At 58.8% G+C, this 22,320-nt stretch carries 21 protein-coding genes and 3 pseudogenes; 9 read left to right on the top strand and 15 right to left on the bottom strand.

Going from position 1 to position 22,320, the window contains the following annotated elements; genetic code table 11:
• Positions 1-98: 98 nt before the first annotated feature.
• From P3T16_RS33855 to P3T16_RS33845, 3 genes are read left to right on the top strand one after another with little or no spacing between them, the layout of a single operon-like run.
• Entirely contained in the window at positions 99-722 is a 624-nt protein-coding gene (locus P3T16_RS33855; protein ID WP_429345530.1) for a porin, read from the top strand.
• Between the two features lie 26 nt (positions 723-748).
• Positions 749-2,077 (top strand): MFS transporter, encoded by a 1,329-nt coding sequence (locus P3T16_RS33850; protein ID WP_429345529.1) that lies wholly within the window; start codon positions 749-751, stop codon positions 2,075-2,077.
• A 44-nt stretch (positions 2,078-2,121) separates the two neighbouring features.
• Positions 2,122-2,601 (top strand): MaoC family dehydratase, encoded by a 480-nt coding sequence (locus P3T16_RS33845; protein ID WP_429345533.1) that lies wholly within the window; start codon positions 2,122-2,124, stop codon positions 2,599-2,601.
• A gap of 216 nt (positions 2,602-2,817) precedes the next feature.
• On the opposite strand, the gene P3T16_RS33840 is transcribed toward P3T16_RS33845, so the two are convergent.
• From P3T16_RS33840 to P3T16_RS33820, 5 genes and pseudogenes are all read right to left on the bottom strand, one after another.
• Positions 2,818-3,201 carry a hypothetical protein gene (locus P3T16_RS33840; protein WP_429345528.1) on the bottom strand — a complete coding sequence of 128 codons (384 nt, stop codon included), beginning with the start codon at positions 3,199-3,201 and terminating at the stop codon, positions 2,818-2,820.
• A gap of 42 nt (positions 3,202-3,243) precedes the next feature.
• Positions 3,244-4,284, bottom strand: a complete 1,041-nt coding sequence (locus tag P3T16_RS33835; RefSeq protein WP_429345527.1) for a patatin-like phospholipase family protein — start codon at positions 4,282-4,284, stop codon at positions 3,244-3,246.
• Between the two features lie 415 nt (positions 4,285-4,699).
• Positions 4,700-5,281 (bottom strand): annotated as a pseudogene (locus P3T16_RS33830) (YceI family protein); the annotation flags it as partial.
• A 347-nt stretch (positions 5,282-5,628) separates the two neighbouring features.
• Positions 5,629-5,943 (bottom strand): hypothetical protein, encoded by a 315-nt coding sequence (locus P3T16_RS33825; protein WP_429345532.1) that lies wholly within the window; start codon positions 5,941-5,943, stop codon positions 5,629-5,631.
• Between the two features lie 78 nt (positions 5,944-6,021).
• The gene (locus P3T16_RS33820; RefSeq protein ID WP_429345526.1) at positions 6,022-6,546 is read right to left on the bottom strand and encodes a hypothetical protein; all 525 of its coding nucleotides are present in this window, start codon (positions 6,544-6,546) and stop codon (positions 6,022-6,024) included.
• A gap of 239 nt (positions 6,547-6,785) precedes the next feature.
• On the opposite strand from P3T16_RS33820, the gene P3T16_RS33815 reads away from it, so the two are divergent.
• Positions 6,786-7,103, top strand: coding sequence for a DUF4148 domain-containing protein (locus P3T16_RS33815; protein WP_429345525.1), 318 nt, complete (start codon positions 6,786-6,788; stop codon positions 7,101-7,103).
• 592 nt (positions 7,104-7,695) lie between these two features.
• Here the strand turns inward: P3T16_RS33815 and P3T16_RS33810 are convergent.
• Both P3T16_RS33810 and P3T16_RS33805 read right to left on the bottom strand, forming a co-directional pair.
• Entirely contained in the window at positions 7,696-7,959 is a 264-nt protein-coding gene (locus P3T16_RS33810; protein WP_429345524.1) for a hypothetical protein, read from the bottom strand.
• A 242-nt stretch (positions 7,960-8,201) separates the two neighbouring features.
• Positions 8,202-8,417 (bottom strand): hypothetical protein, encoded by a 216-nt coding sequence (locus P3T16_RS33805; protein ID WP_429345523.1) that lies wholly within the window; start codon positions 8,415-8,417, stop codon positions 8,202-8,204.
• A 240-nt stretch (positions 8,418-8,657) separates the two neighbouring features.
• Here P3T16_RS33805 and P3T16_RS33800 point away from each other — a divergent pair.
• Together P3T16_RS33800 and P3T16_RS33795 are read left to right on the top strand one after the other, a co-directional pair.
• Positions 8,658-8,987 (top strand): annotated as a pseudogene (locus P3T16_RS33800) (metallophosphoesterase); the annotation flags it as partial.
• An 85-nt stretch (positions 8,988-9,072) separates the two neighbouring features.
• Positions 9,073-9,369 carry a cupredoxin domain-containing protein gene (locus P3T16_RS33795; RefSeq protein WP_429345531.1) on the top strand — a complete coding sequence of 99 codons (297 nt, stop codon included), beginning with the start codon at positions 9,073-9,075 and terminating at the stop codon, positions 9,367-9,369.
• A gap of 462 nt (positions 9,370-9,831) precedes the next feature.
• Here the strand turns inward: P3T16_RS33795 and P3T16_RS33790 are convergent, their stop codons facing one another.
• From P3T16_RS33790 to P3T16_RS33775, 4 genes and pseudogenes are all read right to left on the bottom strand, one after another.
• Positions 9,832-11,529: an adenylate/guanylate cyclase domain-containing protein gene (locus P3T16_RS33790; RefSeq protein ID WP_429345522.1), complete on the bottom strand. Its 1,698-nt coding sequence runs from the start codon at positions 11,527-11,529 to the stop codon at positions 9,832-9,834.
• Positions 11,530-11,551: 22 nt separating this feature from the next.
• A complete protein-coding gene (locus P3T16_RS33785; protein WP_429345521.1) occupies positions 11,552-11,974 on the bottom strand; it encodes a hypothetical protein in 423 nt (140 codons plus the stop codon).
• Positions 11,975-12,276: 302 nt separating this feature from the next.
• Positions 12,277-12,468, bottom strand: a complete 192-nt coding sequence (locus tag P3T16_RS33780; RefSeq protein WP_429345520.1) for a hypothetical protein — start codon at positions 12,466-12,468, stop codon at positions 12,277-12,279.
• A 74-nt stretch (positions 12,469-12,542) separates the two neighbouring features.
• Positions 12,543-12,644, bottom strand: a pseudogene (locus P3T16_RS33775) (LysR family transcriptional regulator); the annotation flags it as partial.
• Positions 12,645-12,831: 187 nt separating this feature from the next.
• Here P3T16_RS33775 and P3T16_RS33770 point away from each other — a divergent pair.
• Both P3T16_RS33770 and P3T16_RS33765 read left to right on the top strand, forming a co-directional pair.
• On the top strand, positions 12,832-13,425 hold the full coding sequence (locus P3T16_RS33770) for a TetR/AcrR family transcriptional regulator (RefSeq protein ID WP_429345519.1): 594 nt from the start codon (positions 12,832-12,834) through the stop codon (positions 13,423-13,425).
• 91 nt (positions 13,426-13,516) lie between these two features.
• Positions 13,517-15,268 (top strand): aldehyde dehydrogenase family protein, encoded by a 1,752-nt coding sequence (locus tag P3T16_RS33765; RefSeq protein WP_429345518.1) that lies wholly within the window; start codon positions 13,517-13,519, stop codon positions 15,266-15,268.
• 323 nt (positions 15,269-15,591) lie between these two features.
• Here P3T16_RS33765 and P3T16_RS33760 read toward each other — a convergent pair whose 3' ends face one another.
• Both P3T16_RS33760 and P3T16_RS33755 read right to left on the bottom strand, forming a co-directional pair.
• Positions 15,592-16,953: an MFS transporter gene (locus P3T16_RS33760; RefSeq protein ID WP_429345517.1), complete on the bottom strand. Its 1,362-nt coding sequence runs from the start codon at positions 16,951-16,953 to the stop codon at positions 15,592-15,594.
• Between the two features lie 321 nt (positions 16,954-17,274).
• Complete coding sequence (locus P3T16_RS33755) at positions 17,275-18,381, bottom strand: porin (RefSeq protein WP_429345516.1); 1,107 nt, start codon at positions 18,379-18,381, stop codon at positions 17,275-17,277.
• A gap of 924 nt (positions 18,382-19,305) precedes the next feature.
• On the opposite strand from P3T16_RS33755, the gene P3T16_RS33750 reads away from it, so the two are divergent.
• On the top strand, positions 19,306-20,331 hold the full coding sequence (locus P3T16_RS33750) for an AraC family transcriptional regulator ligand-binding domain-containing protein (protein ID WP_429345515.1): 1,026 nt from the start codon (positions 19,306-19,308) through the stop codon (positions 20,329-20,331).
• 19 nt (positions 20,332-20,350) lie between these two features.
• On the opposite strand, the gene P3T16_RS33745 is transcribed toward P3T16_RS33750, so the two are convergent.
• Both P3T16_RS33745 and P3T16_RS33740 read right to left on the bottom strand, forming a co-directional pair.
• Positions 20,351-21,277: a 3-hydroxyacyl-CoA dehydrogenase gene (locus P3T16_RS33745; RefSeq protein ID WP_429345514.1), complete on the bottom strand. Its 927-nt coding sequence runs from the start codon at positions 21,275-21,277 to the stop codon at positions 20,351-20,353.
• A gap of 62 nt (positions 21,278-21,339) precedes the next feature.
• Positions 21,340-22,221: an alpha/beta fold hydrolase gene (locus P3T16_RS33740; RefSeq protein WP_429345513.1), complete on the bottom strand. Its 882-nt coding sequence runs from the start codon at positions 22,219-22,221 to the stop codon at positions 21,340-21,342.
• Between the last annotated feature and the right edge of the window lie 99 nt (positions 22,222-22,320).

The following is a 22,320-nucleotide window of genomic DNA, read 5'->3' as shown; positions in this document are numbered from 1 at the left end:
AACGACCCGGCCGCGCATGCGACCGGGTCGTCAAATCTCGACCTCACCGTTATACCGTTCGTTTCTTGAAGAAGGATCTTAACTGAACGGCATTAGCCGTGAACGGCGGATTTCTCTATCAGTGGCTGAATAACTCGGTCAAATACGAACTCCCCGCGAATCGCTTTGGCTTCTCGGGCAGCGCCTTGTACTCATTCGGCGGAACAGCCGGCGATTTCCAGAACAAACAGGCGTGGTCCTCGAACCTGAACTGGACAGCGGGCCAACTGAGCTTGCTGTCCGCGTACTACAACGCACGCGACCCCACCGGCGCAACCGAAAGAAACTGGCTGCGCGCCTATACGCTCGCCGTGAAATACACCTTCGGCACCGTGAAAACCGCGTTCGATTTCATCAAGTTCCGCAATCCGACCACGGGCGCAAACCAGAACTATTACTTCACGGCCGTCACGTGGCTGATCACCCCAGCGTTGCGGGTCACGGGAAACTGGCTGTACTTGCAGGACCTGAAGCAAAGCACTGCGGGCGCCAACCTGTTCCGGCTTGGCGGTGAGTACTTCCTGTCGAAGCGAACCTCGCTCTACACGGACGTCGCATTCGTGGACAACAAGCCGCGCGGCACACTCGGGGCCGGCGTGAACAGCAGCCCGGTCAGCTCCAACCCCGCGACCATCGGGCGCAATCAGACGGCGATCACCTTGGGTATGCGCACCACCTTCTGAGTCAGTCAGCCATCATGGAGAGGAAAATGAATTCGCCAATCGATGCAATGAATCCGGCGCTGAATCGAGACGTCGACGCGACCTTGAAGCGGGCGTATGCGTCCGCCGAATGGCGCATCGTGCCGCTGTTGTTCGCGCTATGGCTGCTCGCGTGGGTGGACCGGGCCAATGTTTCGTTCGCCAAGCGGCAGATGCTTTCCGACCTGCGGTTCAGCGAGGCCGTGTATGGCTTCGGCTCCGGTTTGTTCTTCCTGGGCTACGTGATCTTCGGCGTGCCCAGTACGCTGATCCAGCAACGTCTGGGCGCCCGAAGAACGATCGCTGTGATCGCGATCGGATGGGGCGCGACGAGTATCGCAATGACGTTCGTCCGCGGTCCGATGTTGTTCTACGCGCTCCGGTTTCTGCTCGGTGTTTTCGAAGCAGGGTTTTATCCCGGCGTCATCCTGTACTTTACCTGCTGGTTTCCGGCCAAACGCCGCACCCGGAACTTCAGCATCTTCCATTCGGCCGCAATCTGCTCGACGGTCGTCGTCGGGCTGACAGGCGCGGCGGTGCTCGAACACATGAGCGGCTATTTGACGGTTGAGGGCTGGCGCTGGATGTTCCTCTTTCAGGCGGCACCGACGCTTTTGCTCGGATGCGTGGCCGTATTCGTGCTGCCTGACCGACCGGCTACCGCACGCTGGCTATCCGACGAACAGAAGTGTCTCGTCGAGCGCGACCTCGCGAAGGAAAGCAAACAGATGGCCGGCCGCGAAGATCGGCCGTGGGCATCGGTGCGTACGCCGGCCATATGGAATCTGATCCTCATCTACTTTTGTATCCTGAGCGCGAATGCGGCTTTGTCCTTCTACATTCCGACCATTCTGAAAGAAGCGGGTTTCGATGGTTACTCTGCGATAGGCAATGCGCTTGCAGCCATTTGTGTTTTGGGAGCGGTGCTCAACGTGGTCTTTTGCTCCCACGCGGCACGCCGCGATGAAATTCGCTTTCACTGCGCGCTCGCTTCCGCCGTCAGCGTGGTCAGCCTGATCGCGCTTGTGTTTGTCTGGCACGAAAACCGGGTGGCGACGTTCGTTCTGCTGGTGACTGCGCTGGCGGGAACCGGGGCGGGCATTTCGCTGTTCTGGCAGATTCCGGCGCGCATGCTGAGCGGAAGCGCGGCCGCGGTGGGAATCGCATTCATCAGTTCGGCCGCGAATCTGGCGGGCTTTTTTACGCCTTGGCTTACGGGTCTGGTCAGGACGCTGACCGGCCATTACACGAGCAGTTTCCTCACCGTCGCGTGTATTCAGGCCATCGCGGCAATCGCGTTGTTCGCATGGACGCCGGTGCCGCGCAGCGAACAATGAAACTCCCGACGGAATCTGGACAAACCCATTCAAGGATCAACGCGATGCAATCTGCACAGGGCGCAATTTTGCTGGGGCAAGGCTTCTATTGGCAGGACATCAGTCCGGGGCAACGCTTTCGAACGCACGGGCGCACGGTCACCGAGAGCGATCTGATTGGTTTCATCAATGCCACGGGGATGCTCGAAGCCATTTTCATCGATGCGGAGTACGAACACGGCGCCATGCGCGGACGCCCGGTTCCTGCCGCATTGACGACCGGCTTGATCGAAGGGATGCTGTTCCAGACGATGATCCAGGGCACCGGACTCGCTCTGCTCGAGATGTCGCTCAAGACCCACGCTCCTGTGGAAGTCGGCGACAGGATTCGTGCGCTGATCGAGGTGCAAGAGGTGAAACCGACATCGAAAAGCAACCGTGCCGTTGTGACAAGCCAGATCGAGGTGAGCAATCAGCGAGGCGAAATCGTCGTGTCGTACATGGCAAAACGATTGCTTGCGGGGCGTCCTCTGTCAGGCTTGTGAGTCAGGAAATGTAAAGCCGGTTCGTCAGGGTTCGCGAAGGGCTTCTTTTACAAAGTCGAGCCGGTCTTGCCCGAAGTACATCAAGTCGCCCACAACGATGGTGGGGCATCCGAAAGCGCCCGCGCAGGTGTATTTCGCCCGGCCGCGTTCGGCTTCCACAGACATTGCTGGTCAGCCAAACCAGGGCCGAATTGATCCGAAGGCCTTAGATGAACGTTAAATTTGCTTCAGGAATTGGTTAAAGCTAATGGGATCACGTCCGGTGATCTGTTTTATGGTGTCAGTTACTGCCGCGGTTGCGTAGTTGCGAAACGCTCGGTAGAAAGTCAAACCGTATTCGACCGTTTCCTCAAAGATCGCACTTTCGAGCATGGATAAGCTTTTGATCGATAATTTCAAACTACTTTCATATTTGTCTGGCGAATCATAGGTAACCTCTGCGCCGCTCGCCACGACGTCGAGGTCCGCTACATGATTATCAACGCCGTAATGCCATCGGTGCACCCATAAAGGGCGAGAAGCAGGCAAATAGCCGGCCCGCAATGCCCAAAAATTCAAGGCTAAAGTATGGGTAGACGACTGGGTTATGAACTTCCACATGCCAGGGACGCGCTCAAATTGCGCGGCTTGTTCAACATAGCCCTAAAGGAATTCCTTGCTGATGTCGACGCTCGATCGTTGGCCGATGTGGTGGTAGTTTTCCTCGAGCCATGCCCCGGCCTCGGTCCGTCCCTTATCACGCAACGAGCAGAGAAAGTCCCAGTCGGCGTTGTACTTGCTCGACACACCGAGTGCGGCCATTGTCTGGTCGGACCGAATCGAGTGGATCAACATTTCCTTCATCCCTCCGGGCTCAATCTTTCGTTGCTGGATCAGCTCGGTTACGAAAGCGATTGCACGCATCTCACGCATCAGTGACGAATTGAAGCTCACTTCGTTCATGCGGTTGAGGATATCGGCCGCCCTGGTTGGTACGCCGGGGCGCACAATCGGATTGATGTGGACTATCACTACATCGTGTGTTCTGCAGTTATAGATCAAGGGGAAAATTGCCGGGTTACCGACATAGCCTCCGTCCCAGTAATGTTCGCCCTTGATCTCTACCGCCTGGAACAACGTTGGAAGGCAGGCCGAAGCAAGCACAGCCTCCATACACAGTTCCTGGCCAGAAAAGATTCGCATTTTGCCGGTCTCAACATTAGTCGCGCATAGATATAGATGTATCGGGCAATGTCTGCGCAGCGCGGCGAAATCGACGTGTTGGTCCAGTATCCCACGCAGCGGATTTATGTTGTGGGGATTGAACTGGTACGGTGACAGGATGCGAAGAACAATGTCTGCCAGCAGGTACATGGGTGAGTGATCCAGTCCAAACGTGTGGGTTCCTTTTAACCACGGTAACTTGCCGAAGGGATCGTAGCTCTCCGCCGATTGTGCGACGGCGCGCCAGAAGTCGTGCAGCGCCTGGCGCGCGTCTTCGGAATCACCCGTTAGTAGACCGTGGGCCAGCACGGCGGCATTCATCGCACCTGCACTGGTGGCGCTGACGCCTTCAATTAAAAGCCGGCCGTCCTCCAGCAGGCGGTCGAGCACGCCCCAGGTAAATGCTCCGTGCATCCCGCCGCTCATGCGACGTTCATTGTGTTGCATCCACCGGTTGAATCCGCCGTTCTTTGCAGCCATCGAAAAACTCCTCAATGTCGAGTCCGGTCACTTCTCCGATTACCTGCCCGTCCCGGCCGCTCTCGCATGCCTGTGATCAGTTGGCACCACGCAAGCCTCGCCTGGTTCTGAAGATAAAGGCCTGTCATGTCAATGCTCACGCCTTGCGAAGACATTCGAGTGAAACCAGGTCATCCAAAAAGAACGACTACGTTGCTCGCTACGGCGCGCGATGTCATGTCTTTACCGCCCGTGTCCTTAAGGCGGAACGTATCGATCGACCGGCTCGAAAGGGTGGCCTTTAGACCGTGGATGATGGCTGGTCTGTGTGTTGGCTGTAGTGCCCTCCGGCGAAAGCGGGAAGCTGATCCCGGACTGGACCGTTTATCCCTCTCTTGAACGACACGTCCGGTACGCCCGCAGCGCGGTCGGGTACCGCGGGTTGCCGGACGAATTCCGCTTGAATCCGCACGTTTACGTCGTCGCCTACGGCCGGGAACCATGTCGATAGTCCAAACCTCGCGCGGCTGAAATGGCCTTCCGCCGAGAAGCCGAGCGTGTCCTGTTTCGTCAGTGGATCGGGTGCGAAGCCGTTGAACGTCACGTCAAGCGTGACCGGTTGCGTTGCGCCGTGGATCGTCAGGTCGCCGGTTAACGTGCCGCGGGCGTCTCCTGTCCGTTCGAAACGCGTGCTGACGAACCGGATCTGCGGATAGCGCGCCACGTCGAACATATCGGCGCCTTTGACGAGCTTGTCGAGGAGCAGCACGTTGGTATCCACGCTGGCGGCATCGACGGTCGCCGCGACTGAACTCCTGTCGAGTCCGCCTTCGTCCCAGTCGAGCTTTGCGTTCGCGCGATCCAGGCGCATCGTGAAGCGCGAATACTTGAAGTGATCGACGTCGAACGTAATGCTCCAGTGGTGCGGATCAAGTTCGTACCGACCTGGCGGCACACGCGTTTCAGACTGGCTGACGGTATGCGTGACCACCTGGAGCGGTGTGCATGCAGCGACCATCGCGATCACCGAAATCCACAACGCACGCGCGACAATCGCATGAACGGAATGCTTCTTCATGGCTTTCATCCCTGTGCCCGACCAGCGTAACAGGAGCGTGGACGACGCGACCAACACTGGATCCGGTCAGGTTGCTGTTGATGGCCCGCCAGCGCGCATTCGAACCAGCCACGTGACATGCCTGCCCCCGATTCAATGCAGCCAGCCATCTGCGGTGCATCCTGCAGCAGGCCGGCTCGTCTTCTCGCCTGCCGGAGTACACCTGCCCGGGATCCGGTCAGGAATCGGCGCGGCCTGAAATCGCCAACACCGGCGAGGACATGCGACACCTGCACGGGTCTTGACACTCAGTGTGTCGGCCGCGGCATGACATAGGTCCTCACGCCGGCTAGCGGCGATCCGTATCCACCAGACTGCACATTGTTCGGCAAACCATTGGCGAGTTGCGCCCGCGGATCCGTCGGATTCAGATTCAGCTCTCCCGCCTGCCGATCACCGTGGGTGGGATACTCGCTCCCGCGTGCAGCCTGCGGCATCAACCTGGTGCTGTTCTCAGGCGCGTTGATATCGTCATATGGGCTGAGACCTTGCGCCGCGACGTTACCCGAGACGTTACCCGCGACGATACACGATACCGCTAGCAGGAGTCCTCTCAATGCCATCAGTGCTCGCGGCACGCTCACTCTCTCGAAAACGGTTTTCATATCACATTCCTTAAGGTGCCGAAAGCACGAAGCGAGCTATCGACCTTGCTCTTCATAACGACGCTCTATGCAACAAGTCGGCCGAGCCGGCCTCCTCATTCCCAGCGCCGGTTCACTGCCTGGTTCATCATGCGGCAATATCCAGTACCCCTGAGCGGTTGCGATGATGCGCTTGCTGTCTGATTCGGGCCTCCTCGCCGTGGTCGCGTTCGGTTGCGCCAGATGCGCCTGTTTCACGCGGGTAACCTGTTCCGTGAAGATCGGGTTGACGTCAGGGCAGGAGGTTTCGGTGACGTTGTTCGGGCCGTTCGGCTGCGTCTCGATCAGTCCATGACAGATCCCCGAGGGAGTCGTGACTCGAGCACATGCACCTGACGACGCGACAACGGACAGAGAAAGGACGGCCACTGAAAATTCCTTCATTGCAGACTTCACACCGTTTTGCGACATGCAATGAGTAGACTCCGTTTCGTCGCCAGATATTCCCGCGTCCTGTGAAAAATGGACACTTGTGCGACCGAAACACCTGAAAATGAGGTCAATTGCGATGTGAGTAAACACGCCGTGATCCTGTTGACCGGGGTCACCGGGCATACGGCGGAGGTAGGGGACGATCGTTGGACAATTGCGCGGTTGGGCGTGCCGCGGTGTCCTCTTATCGCAGATGTCAGGGATGCCTTTTTGTCCTGCGAGAGCAGGGAATAAGGAGGCCGGTTCAGTGGTTTACCCGTGCAGGGCGTCGTGCGCCGGAGTCAAGTGGACTGCGGACATCACGCGCTCGAAAACCAAGGAGTAGCAACATGAAATCGAATTCGCTTAATCGGCTTGTTGGTCAATCCGCGCGTGGTTCGCTCATCGTGAGTGCGGTGTTGATGGCAACGTCAGCCTGCGTGCATGCGCAAACGTCGGTGGAGCCCGGCACGCATCAGATCACCCGTGCAGAAGTGCGGCATGAACTCGAGGAGTTGGAGGCGGTGGGATATCGCCCTATTCCCAATGATCTCTACTACCCAGATGACGTTCAGGCGGCGGAACAAAGGCTGGAGGCCAAACATCAAGCGGAAAAGGATGCGCTGACGGGGGGAAGCCAGATGGTGCAGACGAAGCCCACGCCATGAATGCGACGGATTGTGCGTACAAGTCGCACACGGTTTCTCGAAGCCGGGCAGCGTTGGTTTGAGGTCGCCCATCGATAGCTACGAATAACGCTTTCGGTTTGACGTTGCTCCGCAAGTGACAACCGGACTTTGGGTGCTTCTGCTAAACAGGCGCCACGACGCAAGCGTCTGGCAAGGTGACATCGATAGTGAGCGGCATCGGGGACGCACCGTTTGATTGCGAAGTGCTGATGGTTCATGCCGAAGCTTGAGAGGAATGCATGTGCGTGAGGATGGGCGATCGGAAACCTTTCATCGGCCCCTCCCGTTCGCGGGTTGGCCGGTGGTGGGTTTCGGCCCGGTTACTGACTCGCAAGCCGGCGTTCACTAAAGCGTGTCTGACATTGGCCCGTTCGTGAATCCCGGCTCTGGCCGACGGGGAACTGCGCGGCTCGTTGAGGACAGATTTGCTCGGCACGCGTGCGCACGCACCGGGCCGCCGGTGGACAAAGAGCGCTTCGCCACTGTTTTGCTACGCGCCCCTGTCCGCGATCACCAGCCGTCCACCATGCACCGTGCCCCCTTGATATCAGGACATGAAGAGAAAAGCTATTCAGGAGCCGAAGAACAGCTGGCAGTAGCTGACCGGACCTACGCATTCATTGCTGCTGGCCTGGGGCACCGACGTGCATCCTGCAGCCATCAGTCCCGCGAATGCGGCGGCGATCCAGACTGCGCGGCGAATGCGCGACGAAGCCTTCTTTCCTACGGTCTGGCTGCGCAAACCTGGGATGCGGTTCGCCGCCTTGTGGTGGCAGGCTGCGCCTGCACTGTACGCACCGGGGATCGGGCTGTCGCGAAGATAGAAATGGCTCATTTTCAGTTCTCCTGTATTCAGGTTAGAGCGAGAGACGGGCCTACAGGTCTTTGCACCTTCAGGCGCGGCATCGCATGGACATGAGCTTGTCTAATCGACATGCACATTTAGTTAGCTTTCTTGTCCGAAGTACCGCCGCTCCCACCCTTGCCGGCTGCATTTTGTTGGGGCGAAATGCTGTTGCTTCATGCGGCTTACCTGGGCCGTGAACATTCGGTTGACGTCTGGGTATAAGGTCTCGGTCACGAGTCCAGGCCGTATTGCTGCGCTTCGACCAGTTCCTGACCGATTTCGGCGCGCGTCTTGTCTTGAGCAACTGCGCCCGGTAACGCGAGAAGGACCAGAGAAATGGTGACCGCGCCAAACCCCTTCTCTGCAGACTCCTGAACCTGATGAGCGATATGCAATGTAGACGCCGTTTCGTCGCCGGATATTCCCGCGCCTTCAATAAAACACATTTGGCCGACTGCAAAGTCAGTTCACCGTCGGCTCACCAGCATCAGGTAGCGGGTCGGTATCTGCCACCGATTCTGATCACGTCGCAGTGACGCGCGAGTCACGGCGATCCTGGTGCGCGGCCACCGCCGTCAACCCGAACACGAACCGATCGCACCGACCCCACGACCAGATTCGAAATGTGCGGCGGTCCGGAATAAAACGGATGACCCGGCAGTCTACGCATTGAATCGAGTCGGGAGGTCCGTGCGCACATGCCGATGTGGACGATTTACGAACCGTGGGGTTGGGGCACGGGCGATGCTGGTCAGGCGATGAGCTATCTGAAGCGCTTTGGTTCGGTCACCGTCCTGAACGGGCACATCCATCAGATCGTGTCGAAGGTGGAAGGTAACATCACGTTCCATACGGCGCGCTCGACGGCGTATCCGCAACCGACGGCTGGCAACGGCCCAGGACCCATGCCGCTAACGGTGGCGAGCGATCAGCTTCCCAGGATGCTTGGCGTAACCAGCATCAAGATCGTGCGCCACCCGCTGAAGGCGACACTTGCCGACATGACACTCGTCTGATTCCAGACACCGCTCACCTACAAGGATCCGAATCATGCGAACCACTTTCTTTCGTCGCGCCTTCGTCGTCTCCCTCGGCGTCGGGATGCTGATGTCGGGATTCGCTTTCGAGTTCACCGTCGCGCAGGCGCAGGAGGCCAATGCGGTCGTGATAAAGAACTTCATGTTTTCGCCGATGTCGCTCACGGTCAAGGCCGGCTCGACCGTGACCTGGAAAAATCTTGATGGCGAACCGCACGTGGTTGTCAGCGACTCCGGCCTGTTCCGCTCCGGTGCGCTCGATCAGAACGACACCTACCAGTTCAAGTTCGATAAACCGGGTGTCTACAAAATCTTCTGCGGGATACACCCGAATATGAAAGAGACCATCACTGTTCAGTAGATGAGCTCAGGTGAAAGTAGTGCCGCCAGAGGTTGAGTAACCGTCAGGAAGCAGGCGCGAGGACGCGGTGTTCACGAAATTGACTGCGGGACCCTGGCGGCGCTCACACTATTCCCTTGGGTGCGGAGGAGGGCGGATAGACTTTGGATGATCCGCGAAGGTCGAAGGAGGGGCAAGCAGTAATATCTGATCGAAGCCGGACATCATCAGATATTCCCGGGGCTTCAATAAAAAGTCTCGGCCTGAATGTCGACGTCAGCTTGGCGTCGGCGACAGGCATCGGATGACTGGTCGGGGTGATGTCGGTCGTCCGCGGGAGCTTTACCGTTCCACGGGCAGGGTCACGTTCGCAGGGCGGAGAGTGCGTCGTTGTGGCCTTCAGCGCGGATGCAATGTCTCTGAAATCAGTCATCCGTCTGCCGCGCTCGAGGGCGTCGCCAGTCGGTATGGATAGAAGTGTTGTCAGGGCTGAGGCATCTGGGACGCCTTGGACAGCACACGGACGGGAACCGAGCCATGGCGGCCTTTCAGGTGTGCATCAAGCGGCGGCAGGTCTCCCGCCAAAACGCCGGCATGCTGAAATACCTGTTCGGACACGATAGCATCGCAAGCGATTTCTTTTGTCAGTTCCTCAAGTCTTGAGGCCACGTTCAGTGGGTCACCAATTGCCGTGAATGTCACATGCTCGCGAAAGCCAATCTCACCCATTACAGCCCGACCGCAATGCAATCCAATGCCAAACCGGATGGGCATTTGCAGCTGCTGCTCGAGCGCAGCGTTGAGTTGATCAATGTTGGCTGCCACCAACGGCACCGCGCAGAGCGCCTGGCGACAAGCAATGGCTGGCTCGCTGCGTAAGCCAAAAATCGCGAGCACAGCGTCGCCCATGAACTGGTTTGGGATACCACCCGCCTGGACCACTGCGGCACAGACAGCGCTCAGTAAGCGACTGACTACGAATATGCTGTCGAACGGTAGTTGCGTCGCGGCAAGCTGTGTGGAACCCCGCATGTCCACGAACATGAACGCCGCAAATCGCTCTTGCGGCATAACGTCCCGCTGATGCCGTTGCAGGAAGGCCGTGGATGCGGCCGGCGGCACCAATGGCCACACGGAGAGATCATGGGTGGGCCGCAACTGGCACGCAAGACGCACTGTCTGCGAGTCAGCGCCCAGTCGCTCCAGGACACGCCGCTCCGCCTCGGCTGGCGTGGGCAGCGGCACATCGCTGAGCACGCGCACCCGACACAATGTGCAACGGGCACGGCCGCCGCACGTGCTGGCATGGGGAACTCCGGCCATCCGGCTAGCTTCCAGCACCGAAAATCCAAGCGGCGCGAATACCTTGCGCCCGTCTGGATATAAGATGCAGAGCTGTCCGTGCCGGCGCTCCCGGACCGTGCGCAGCAGTCGCGCTCCAAGTACCAACAGCAGCGCACCACCATCGAAGAGCAAAAAGTCGTTACGCAGATCGGCGAGCCAGAGATTTTGCAATTGCGTCCCGACGACCGTCGGCCGAGTCGCCGCGGTGCGCCAGACAGGATCCTGCGCAAGCGCGATCACTTCCCGTCCTCCTTGCAGGAAGCCTAGTAGCGCGAGCACCGGGAGCAGCACGGCGATGCTCAGCAACACGCTCCGCCACGCCCCAAACCATGGTTTCAAGCGCAACCAGAACCAGACGCCACAACACCCATGCGACCAGGCGACCACCAAAAGCATCAGCTGCGCCCGGCCGAAGAACGGCGAAGCGATCCAGAACGAGTACAACAACTGCGCGTAACCTTTGTTCAGGCCGAACGCGGCAAATGCGACCCGCGTATTGGCGAGATGGTTTGCTAGCAGCGGCGGAATGCACAGACCGAGGACGAGCTGCGTCGCCTCACCCCGATTCCAATGCACCGGCCGCCGCTCATACAGAGCCCACAGAGCCAGGAAGAAATGCGTCACAAGCGCGCTGTACAGCACGCCTGTTCCAAGCCATCCCTGCCAGATGAACTTCTGTACAAGCAGACCACGCTCCAGCCACGCGAGCGAGATATTCCCCAGCGAATGATTCAGGAGGTGTGCCCCTACATAGGTGAACAGCACCAGTCCGGTGGTCAGCCGAACCGATCGCACTCCCGCCGGGCGCCATCTTTGAAAACTGGGAAAGCGCGACATGATCTGCTCTCCACCCTCTCGATCAAAGGCATTTCATTAGGAGATCGACCGGCGGGGTTCGGTTCGAAGTGGTTGCATCGTCTTGTCGCCAAGGTCGTGGAGCCTTTTGAAAAAATCCAGCCAGGGCCTGGCTTGCGACGCCAAGCCGGGCGACCACGTGCCTTGACACATCACTGTGGAGCCGGATCTTTCGAAGCGTGCCTTCAGGAATATTACTATCGTCGATCAAGCGACTGACGAAACTGAGCGCACGCGACTCACGCATCAGCGATGAGTTGAACAACATCTTGTTTATACGGGTCAGGATTTCCGCCGAGGATCGCGCCGGTCCGCGGCGCTCCGTCGGACTGAGATCCGCGATCAGCAGTATTTCATGCACCGGGAAGCATACTCCGTCGCGCGACCAGCCAGTTGTCTCTTCTTCGCTGGCGTTCGCGTTGTCCATGCGTTTTCCGTACACCAGGTGACGGCAGCAGATTGGATCCCCGGCGTGGGATTCAGACCGAAAGCGCGCGAGTAGCATGTGATTTCTGTTTGTTCCCTGGACCCCCGGAAACCGCATTTCCATTCGCCCGCCTCGCAGAGGACAAGCTTCCAATGGGCGCGCAACGGTGTGGGTTCCCGGCCGCTTCGGCAGCGAACAGCAAGTGTCTGGCATCCCCAGATTGATGTGCGGCGCATACGCCCAACAGTTCCAGAGCCGTCGGTAGGTCTCTTGCCATACAGCGGGCATCGTGCGGCGTTTTCTCATGCGTGACAGATCGACCGTCGCACGCGCTTCGGATTTCCATTCAAGCTCGTTTTCGAGTGACGTACCGCCTCAGCAAATCGCTGCAACGCCGATAACGAACCGCAAACGCTCCGGTACTCTTCCCGGCCAATTTTTCCGTCGAGGATGACAGTCATTCCCGATGCACGGGCCATGTCGATGATGTCCATTTCGATCACCTCTTTCGTGTCTTCCTGCTTGCAAGACTGTCGGTTGGGTCCGGTTATTCCTGGCGGTTTACGTTAGCGGCCTTCGATTCCGACACCAGGGCAACACAATGCTGATGGAATTGCCGCCCGGTTTCCGTCAAGGACAGGCTCCGGCTGGTGCGATTAAGCAGTGCGACTGCACTGGTCGCGCCTTCGTCAAGTCCGTTCAAGTAGAATCCGGCTGACACCCCGCCTCCCCCATTCGAGAAGCAGAACGACTGAACCACTCGTGCGCACACGTGGACGCGCGACACTCAAAGGTGGCGTAATGACAAAAGATTGAAGGCAAGGGCGGCGGAGGACAAACAACGGGAATACTACGACATGCGACAAACCGAAAAGCGCGAAAATCGTCGAATCGAGATTGCTGACCACGCGATCAGGTGCTTTGCGGAACACGGGTACGCTGAAACGTCGCTGCGCGACATCGCGGAAGCTGCAGAAATTAACTTGGGGCAGCTGCACTATTATTTTGAAAGCAAGAACGACCTCATTCTCTACACAATACGTCGCTACAAGACCCGCTTCATTGGTCGTCTTGTGGATGCGATGGAACAGGAAGGAGCCACGAAGAACCGCATAACCTCTTTCATCGACCTGCTAACCGTAGCCGCTACGCGTGACGCGAAGATTCATCGTCTCTGGTACGACCTACGCGCTCAAGCACTGTTTAATCCAGATTTGCGCGCGGCCACCTCGGACATTGAGCGGGACCTGGAGAAAGCCACATCTATCCTTCTTCACCTGCAGCAGCCTGAGGCATCACGCGGAACGATCCGTCAAACATTTCTCCTGCTTGATGCGCACTTCTTCAATGCACTGCAAATGACACTCTCTGGAGAGGACCCCGAAGGCAAGCGATTTCGGCGGACCATGCGGCACCTGCTAGTTGCCGCGATTCCGAACGTCAAAAAATAGGTCGAACGTCCAAAAAAATTGACAAATTAGAACGATCGTCCTAATAATGGTGGACCTCGGGCGCTTGAGACTCGGGTTAGGGATCTGATCGATGAAGAGTTTCACGCACGTTGCCGACGACGCATTCAACTCCAGCCTGCAGCAGGTCGACCAGATCGTAGTAGCCGTATCGGCGAATAAGGAAAAATGGGCGACGACGCCGGTGGGCCGTCGCGTTGAGCTACTGAAGCTGATTCGTGAAGCGTTAGTCGAAAACGCGGATGAATGGGGTAGGCTCGCCTCCGCAGCAAAGGGTTTGCCCGCTGATTCCCCGCTCGTTGGTGAAGAATGGACGTCGGGGCCGTGGGCAGTCCTGACGGCAATCGATGTGCTGCTTTGCACGCTAACGCAACTGGATGGTCTTCGCTTTCTGGATGCAATGAAGGTACGCACAACCGCGACTAACCAGACAGCAGTGCAAGTATTTCCTACGACGCTGACTGATCGCTTGCTGTTGGGTGGTGTCAGTGCCGAAGTCTGGATGGAACCCGGCGTACTGCCTTCGAACCTTCGCCGATTCGTTGCCAGCGCCTATAATCCCATGGGCCAATCCAGCATTGGCTCACTTTCACTGGTTCTCGGAGCCGGTAACATTACCAGCATCGCGCCGCTAGACGCTCTTTACAAGCTATACGCTGAACACTCTGTTGTCGTCCTCAAGCTAAATCCGGTCACGGCGTACCTACTGCCTGTTTTCGAGAAAGTCTTTGCAGCCCTTATTGAAGAAGGCGTGTTTGCGATTGTCAACGGCGGCACGGATATCGGCGTTTTTCTCACAGACCATCCCCTCGTGGACACATTGCACATTACTGGAAGTGCAGCATCCCACGACGCAATCGTCTTCGGCACTGGAGAGGAAGGTGCGAAACGCAAGGCGCAAGACATCCGCCTGAACAATCGTCCCATCACGAGCGAGCTCGGCGCAGTCTGTCCGACAATTGTCGTCCCAGGGAACTGGACAGAGGCGGACATTCGCTTTCAGGCTGAACATATAGCGACCCAGAAGTTACACAATTCCGGTTTCAACTGCGTAGCAAGCCAGGTCCTTATCTTGCCGCAGGATTGGCCGCACGCAGCAGCACTACTTTCGGAATTGAAGAAGGTTTTTTCTTCCGCGCGGACCAGGCCACTTTACTACCCGGGAAGCAGCGATCGTTTGGCGGCCTTCCGCGAACATTATCCTGCGGCGTTGTCGCTTGCCCGCGACTCTGATGCGCCGCGTCTGATTGCAATCCTGGATTGCACCAGCGAACACGATGACTATGCGTTCCGAACCGAAGTTTTCGGTCCAGCTCTCACGGTCCTGTTCTTGCCCGGCGCCGAACCTGAAGGGTTCCTCGAATCGGCAATCGACTTTGCCAACACGAAGCTTCACGGCACGCTTGGCGCAAACGTCATCATCGATCCGGCGACTGAAAAATCACTGGGCTCGCGCTTCGAAACCCTACTCGCTGATCTCCGTTACGGCACCATTGCGATCAATGCCTGGACTGGCCTCGGATTCCTGTTGGCTCAGACGCCTTGGGGCGCATTTCCTGGTCACCCTGTGAACGACATTCAAAGTGGGCGCGGGGTCGTACACAACTGCTTTCTATTCGACCGCCCACAGCGGTCTGTGGTTCGCGCGCCGTTTCGACCGTTCCCGAGAGCATTGTTACACGGAAGTTTCGCCATGCTGCCCAGACCGCCGTGGTTCATTAGTAACCGGACCTCCGCCACGACAGTTCGCAAATTATTGGAGTTTCAAGCGCGTCCGTCCCTGTTCAAGCTTCTTGGCATTTTCGTCAGCGCGGTGCGCGGCTGACTCAAAAGGACAGCCTGATGCCCTTACAGATATGCGTGTCGGCAACCGACGCACGTATCTATCAGTTGCCCGCTCGGCATCTTCTCGAAGGCACAGTGCTCACGGCGCGCTGTTCAATGACATGGTGATCGCACATTCGCGACAGCTCGGTATACCCGTCAGGCGGATTCTTCAAGATGAAATCGTGGAGCGTCTGGTATTTGCGCTCGTCAGCGGCGCTGTTCGTTGAACTGGCCGGGAACGGCCAGCGCCTGAGCGACGTCGCACGTTGAAGATGCCGCCTGAGGCGGGGCATCGCGACGCTGCAAGCTGTTCGCACGCTGTCAACGGGAACGGTCCGCCCGAGCAAAGCTTTCATGGCGCACGCCCTTTGCTGAACGCACCGAGACTAGCAGGATGATCCCGGCCAGCAGGTACTGTCCGACCACCACATACATGCTGTAGACCATGCTGCCGGTGTGCTGTGTGACCAGCCCGTTGATCGTCGGACTCACCGCGGGGCCAAGGTTGCCGAGGCTGCTAATCAGTGCGATGCCTACGGCGGCAGCACCTGCCGGCAGACACTCGCTAACCAGCGTGAAGAAAACTGGCGTCGCTGCAGCGATGCCGGTCACGGCGAATGACAGCGCCATCAGCCCGCCCACCAGGTTGCCCTGAAGCAGCGTGGTGCTCCACAGGCCGAGTGCCGCGACGGCAACACAGGCCGCGAAATGCCAGCGGCGCTCATGCAACCGGTCAGAACTGCGCCCAATCAGGATCATGCCAATTACGCCGCATCCGTTCGGGAACATCGCGAGGGTACCGACCACCAGCACGTCCTTGACACCCCAACTCTGGATCAAGGTCGGAGCCCAGAACACTATTGTATAAGTCGCCCCGAGCAGCAGAAAATACACCAGTGACAGCAGCCAGACCTTGGGGTTGCGCAGGATCTCTCCCAACTTCACGTGGATCTCGCTCTGAGCATCATTCTTGTCGTGTTCGAGACTGTAATACACGAGGTCCTTCTCCGCAGGCAAAAGCCATTTCGCGTCCGCCGGCTTGTCCTCCAGAAACAGGAAGATAAGGATACCGAGTACTACTGCGGGAAGTCCTTGCAGCAGAAACAGCCATTGCCAGCCGAACGCGCCGTTGACACCATGCAGGTACTTCAGGATCACTCCGTTCAGCGGCCCCGCGATGACGCTGACAATGGTTGTCGCCGACATGAAGATTGCGATTGCCTGGCCGCGACGCACCGACGGATACCACCATGTGAAGTACAGAATGATGCCGGGGAAGAAGCCTGCCTCGAAGACGCCAAGCAGGAAGCGGGCGACATAGAACTCTGTCGGCGTTGCGACGAACATTGTCGCCGCAGCGACGATGCCCCAGCACACCATGATTCGCAGCAACGTCTTGCGCGCACCGATTCTCGCTAGCAGCAGGTTGCCTGGAACTTCGAAAAGAAAGTAGCCGAGAAAGAAGATGCCGGCCCCGAGGCCGTAGACCGCGTTGTTCCACGGCAGCGTCTGTTTCATCTGTAGCTGCGCGTAGCCGATGTTGACGCGATCCAGGTAAGCAATCATGTACGAGACCACCAGTATCGGCAGGATCCGCCAACTGATCTTTAGAAACACTGCATCGGTCGCCTTGGCCAGCGAGGATTGCGATGGCGGAACGCTAGTAATCGCGCCAGATTTCATGATTTGTCTCCTTCAGGGCTTAAGCCTGGTGTCGTCGCGGCCGCTGGGACGCTACCGCAGCGGTGCTGTCGCTACAACTGGAAAGCGTGTGCGGTGCCGCTGTTTCAGTGCTGGCGCCTGGCCGGCGGGGCGGCCGTCACGCCCGCTTGCTTGACGACGATCCACACCAGGCCGGCCAGCTTGAATGACATCCGCGCAAGCTTGCGGTTAAACACACTGGCCGGACGTAGTCGCCTGGCGAACAACGCCTTCACAGCTTCGTAATAGTCGCCCTGGTCGCGTTGCGGCCGGCATGCCCCGGCCGCAGTCGTCTGGGAACGTTCAGAACGAGTAGCGAATGCCGAGGTCGGAGGCGAACTGGGAGCCAGGTACGCCGAAGAGCGCGCCGTTGATCGCGAGGCCGGTGTTCATGCCCCCATGATTGTTGACGTAGGCGACCTGGCTATAGAACGTGGTGCGTTTGGACAGCAAGTATTCGACGCCGAGCGAGCCGAGGATCGAATGGTTATTCGAGTCGTTGCCGTCGCGGGTGTACCAGGCGCCTCCGTCGAGGGAGAGGAAGGGTGTGAGCTTGTAGGCGAGGCCGCCGGAGATCACGCGGTTGTCGAAGGAGCCAGCGACCTTGTAGAGGGTGTAGGCGGCTTTGACCGTCAGGCGGTCGAAGTAGTAGGTGGCGCCGATGTTCCGCCCCGAGAAGGCGACGGTGCTGGGGTTCGGGATGGCGGCCGCGGAGCCGCCGGAATTGCCGTTATACATCGCGGCGGTGAGAAGCAAGCCGCTGTAGTGAAATACGAGTCCGGCTGAATACTGTTGTCCGGCTTTGAAGTTTCCCGGAGATCCACCGAATGCGTACATCGCACGGCCCTGGATACCCGCGATCTCGGGCGACGTGTACATGACGGAATTGGGGTTGAAAAGGCCGGTGACGATGACGTTGTCGACGTAGCTGACAAGCCCGCTACCAAATTGTTTGAAGTCGCGGGGGTCGTTCGCGTCGATGGACAACAGGAAAGGCGAATACTGAAGACCAGCAGTGAGGGTGCCGAAGCCTCCGGTGACGCCGACCCACGCCTGGCGGCCAAAGAACTCGCCGTTGGAGTTCGCGAGTCCCCCATTGGAGATGTCGATGCCGCTCTCGAGGTCGAAGATGGTGGCGAGTCTACCGCCGAGATCCTCGGTTCCGCGCAGGCCAAAACGGGACGCATTTTCGCCGGCGGATTCGACGGAAAACTGGTGTCCCTGGATGGCGCCGGTGGTGAGGTTGAACGTCTTGCTGGTATAGAGGATCGAGGCGTCGGTGATGCCGTAGAGGGTGACACTACTTTGCGCGTGGGCGGCGGGTGCGCCGGCGAATGTGACGGCGAGTGTACAGGCGCCGCCGACGGCGGCGTTTCGAATGGCTCGAATGGTGGGAATCGTTTTCTTCATGACGGGTGTCTCCCTTAGTTCGTAGTATGTGAATGAATGGCGTGATACCGGGGTGAACGGTGGTGTGGTTTGGCGTCGTCGCGTTGAGTGGAGCGTTGCGCGTAGACGCGACCAGACCGGCGCGGTTGTACGTGTACACGTCGTCATACATTTTGGATGCCTAATCATTCTGAAGGTACTAACCGATCCTTTCACCCTGGTTTGGCAGATCAACTCGGAACTGGGCACCCGCCACGTGACAAATAGTCCCGCGGCCAACAGCAAATTCCGCGCTTCTACTTGTGCCGCCAACCCGTCCCGACCACTCTACGCGGCGATCACTTTGCGTAGATCGTTGCCGATTCGACAGTGTCGCTGTTGCACAATCTCCGGTCCTTATTTACGCACAATTCACCTGTGGGAATTTGATCCGTGCCGCCGGAATTTGTACTTTGCGCGCCACATCTCGACGGACGGCGTGCTCACCAGCCGGATCATCGGCGACGGCCCGTTCAACGCTGTGCATCGCGGCGTGCCACAAGCCCATCCTGAAGCCGGCGGACATTTGTCGATTGGTAGCCGCGCAGGTGTGATCCGCTTACGCGGATGGAGGGGACCTATTTCATTTGCGGAAGCCTGCCGTCCCGCGCGAAAGAGCGCAGTGTTCGCGGTATATCGAACGGCATTACGGTGCCCATTTGCTCTTCAAGCTCGCCACCGCTACAAGGCAAAAATCGTCGTGAATGAGACACCGTGCCGAGCGCACGTACTCTTTCACTCGCCAGCGATACCAACGGGTAATTTCCCTCGCGCGGCGTTTTTTGGGCAGAATAGCCAGATCTTCGCGATAACGAAGTTTGTGCTCGCTGTCTGCGACGCGCTTCGTGGCCCACATGTGCACTCCCGCCCGCAGTGAACCATCTCAAGTGACGACCCGTATATAGAATGCAAGGCTTCCTACCCAGTGTTGTGTTGACCGGAGCTGCTGATCTGCTCGAGGTACTCGGCGTTCAACCCGAGCTGGTTGCGACTGGAGCCGATCTGCCGGAGCTTGCGCTTCGTTCCGCCGACGTGCCGATCCGGGGTGCGCAAGTGCTTCGATTTCTTTCGCTAGCTGCTGAAGTTACGCGATGCCGGAACTTTGGACTGAGGCTCTCGGAATATCAGGGCCTGGCGATCCTGGGGCCGATTCTCGTCATGATGCATGGTGCGCATACCATCGGAGAGGCAATGGATACGCTTGCCGAGTTCTACGTGCTACATACATCGATGTCTTCTGTACGGGCTGTGCGGGACGAGCAGGGGATGGTTTTGACTTACGATCTTGAAAAGGCATCCGGTCCTGGAGAAGTTCAGGCAGTTGAATTGGGTCTCGCCAATGGTATGCAGTATTTGCGCACCGTCTGTGGTACAGCCTGGCAACCGGCGGTTGTGCAATTCCGTCATTCGGCACCTGCGGACTGCACAATGCACTGGCGTACGTTCGGACCGTCGCTGAAGTTCGATCAGGACAGAAATGCGATTGTCATCGATCGCGGTACGGTGACGCGTCCGGTGACGCAACTTCGCCGTAACGCGCATCGTGTGCTCAAGGCACATTTGCAGCGCGAAAGGGCCCAGGTGGAGGCACTTTGGGTCGTACGCACGCAAACAATGATTCGCGCACTTTTACCCTTCACGGACAGTTCGTTGAATGCGATAGCACGAGCGCTCGCAACATCCCCGCGGTCCTTGCAACGTCGCCTCTCAGAGGCCCGCACAACGTTCGATGAACTGCGGGAGCAAGTTCGTGAAGATCTCGCCCTGAAGTATGTGCAGCAGTCAAACCTGCGCTTTGCCGAGATCTCTGAACTGCTCGGTTATTCGCAGCAAAGCGCATTCAGCCGCGCGTTCAAGCGACTGAGGGGTATCACGCCCCGACAGCTTCGAGAAACGCGTCACGCGGCTGACCCCGGACGTTCTGCTGAGTAGCAATAGCCCGCCCTGGGTTTCACTCGGTGACGAACGCTGGATCCAGGAATTCCGGATCGGGATATCGATAGAAGCCGCGTCCCACTGCCTCGCCGATATACCCGGTATCGATGAAATGCGTTTTCACGTATTCTGCAATGCGCCGATGCGTCGGATCGCCCGTACGTTCCGCGAGCGCGCGCGTGACGTTATAGACGGTCGTCATACCGATGCCGTCGAGAATCCCGAATGGGCCAATTCGATCCGCCTTCGCAATCATCCACGCCTTGTCGATCGTCTGTACGTCGGCGACCTCGTTGACCAGCAGACCCAGCGCGGCGATTAGCATCGGGACGAGCATGGTATTCAGCAGGTAGCCGGGATGCTCCTTGCGCAGCGGTAATGGCACCATGCCAATACGGTGTGCGAACTGCACCAGGTGAGCGAATACGGTGGGGTCGGTGCCCGGATGTCCCATGATTTCGGCGATGTTGTTCTTCCACACTTCATGCGCGAAATGCAGGCTCAGCACGCGCTCGGGCCGGTCGGTGAACATGGCGAACTGGCTCGGCACCAGCGTCGACGAGTTGCTCGCAAAGATGGTGCCGGCCGGCGCTACAGCCGACAGTGAACGGTAGAAAGACTGCTTGATTGCCAGATCCTCCGGGATGGCTTCGATGACGAGGTCCGTGCCGGCAACGGCCGACTCGAGATCGGTATTGCCCTGAATGCGTGCCAGCGTGGCTTCGATCTGCTCGCGAGAAGCGCCGAGGTCTGCGGCGTAGGCGCGCCCTAGCGCATCAAAACGGGCTTTCGCGCGATCCAGGCAGGCGGTATCGACGTCGTAGGCTACGACGTCGATACCAGAAAACGCGCACTGAAAGGCGATCTGCGCGCCCAGCACGCCGGTGCCGGCCACCATGACGCGTGCGATCGGCTGATTGTCGTTTAGGGAATGAGTGGGCATGAGTGACGGGTACGGTGCGTATCGTATATCGGATGGGGCGGATCTTTTACCGGTACGAGGATTCACGCCAACGGCGACGCGGCGAGATGGTCGAGCAGCAATGGGATGATCCGGTCCGGCGCTTCTTCCGGGAGCCAGTGACTTGCCCCCTCGAGTATTTCGAAACGGTAGGACCCGTCGACAAAGCCGCCCGTGAGCAGTGCGGCTTCGCGGCCCAGGGCGCGGTCTTCGGATCCCCAAACGTAGAGTGTCGGGACGGCAACGCGGCCTGCGGGATAAGACAAGTCATCGGGGAGCGCGCGATACCAGTTCAACGTCGCGGAAAGCGCGCCCGGTTCGCTGAGACGCCGCACGTTCTCGTCCACGAGCGACGCTGGAACGCGGCCCGCGTATGCGGCCCGCAGCGCCGCTGCTCCGTTCGCCAGCAGGCGTTGCTCTGCGACACCCCCTGGTTGACGAAAGGCACGAACATAATCCAGGCGCTGGTATTGGTCGTCATGATGGAGCGCCGCTTGCAGCGCTAATGGATGTGGCGTTGCCAGCACGGACAGCGAACTCACGCGGTGTGCATGCGTCGAGGCGAGCCCCCACGCAACCAGGCCGCCCCAGTCGTGGGCAATCAGATGGAAGCATCCTGCGCCCAGTTGATTGGCGAATGCCAGGACGTCCGACTGGAGATGCCCGGCTGAGTAGGACGCAATGTCCCTCGGCCGGGCGTTCTCAGCGTAGCCGCGCTGATCCACAGCGACTGCCCGGTAGCCTGCTGCGCCGAGCGCGGCCAGAATTTCGCGCCAGCAGTCGGCGAATTCCGGCCAGCCATGCAGCAGGAGGACGCACTCTCCGCTGCGTGGCCCCGCGGCCAGAGCTGTGTGGGTATATGGCCCGCAGGCCAGTGTCAGCTCTTCCACGGACGAAAGCGGTGCGGAGGGTGCAAGGTGAGTCATCGGCGTGACCTCCGTGAGGCAGGCGCGTGGATCATGTCCGTCGATATCGCTTAGCGGCCGCCCTGACAGCCGGTCAGGTCGATCTCGGGCACCTGATGG

The organism is Paraburkholderia sp. GAS42 (genome assembly GCF_050436565.1).
Taxonomy (GTDB): domain Bacteria; phylum Pseudomonadota; class Gammaproteobacteria; order Burkholderiales; family Burkholderiaceae; genus Paraburkholderia.
The sequence above is the reverse complement of the archived record's forward strand: the minus strand, read 5'-3'. Positions and strand labels throughout refer to the sequence as shown.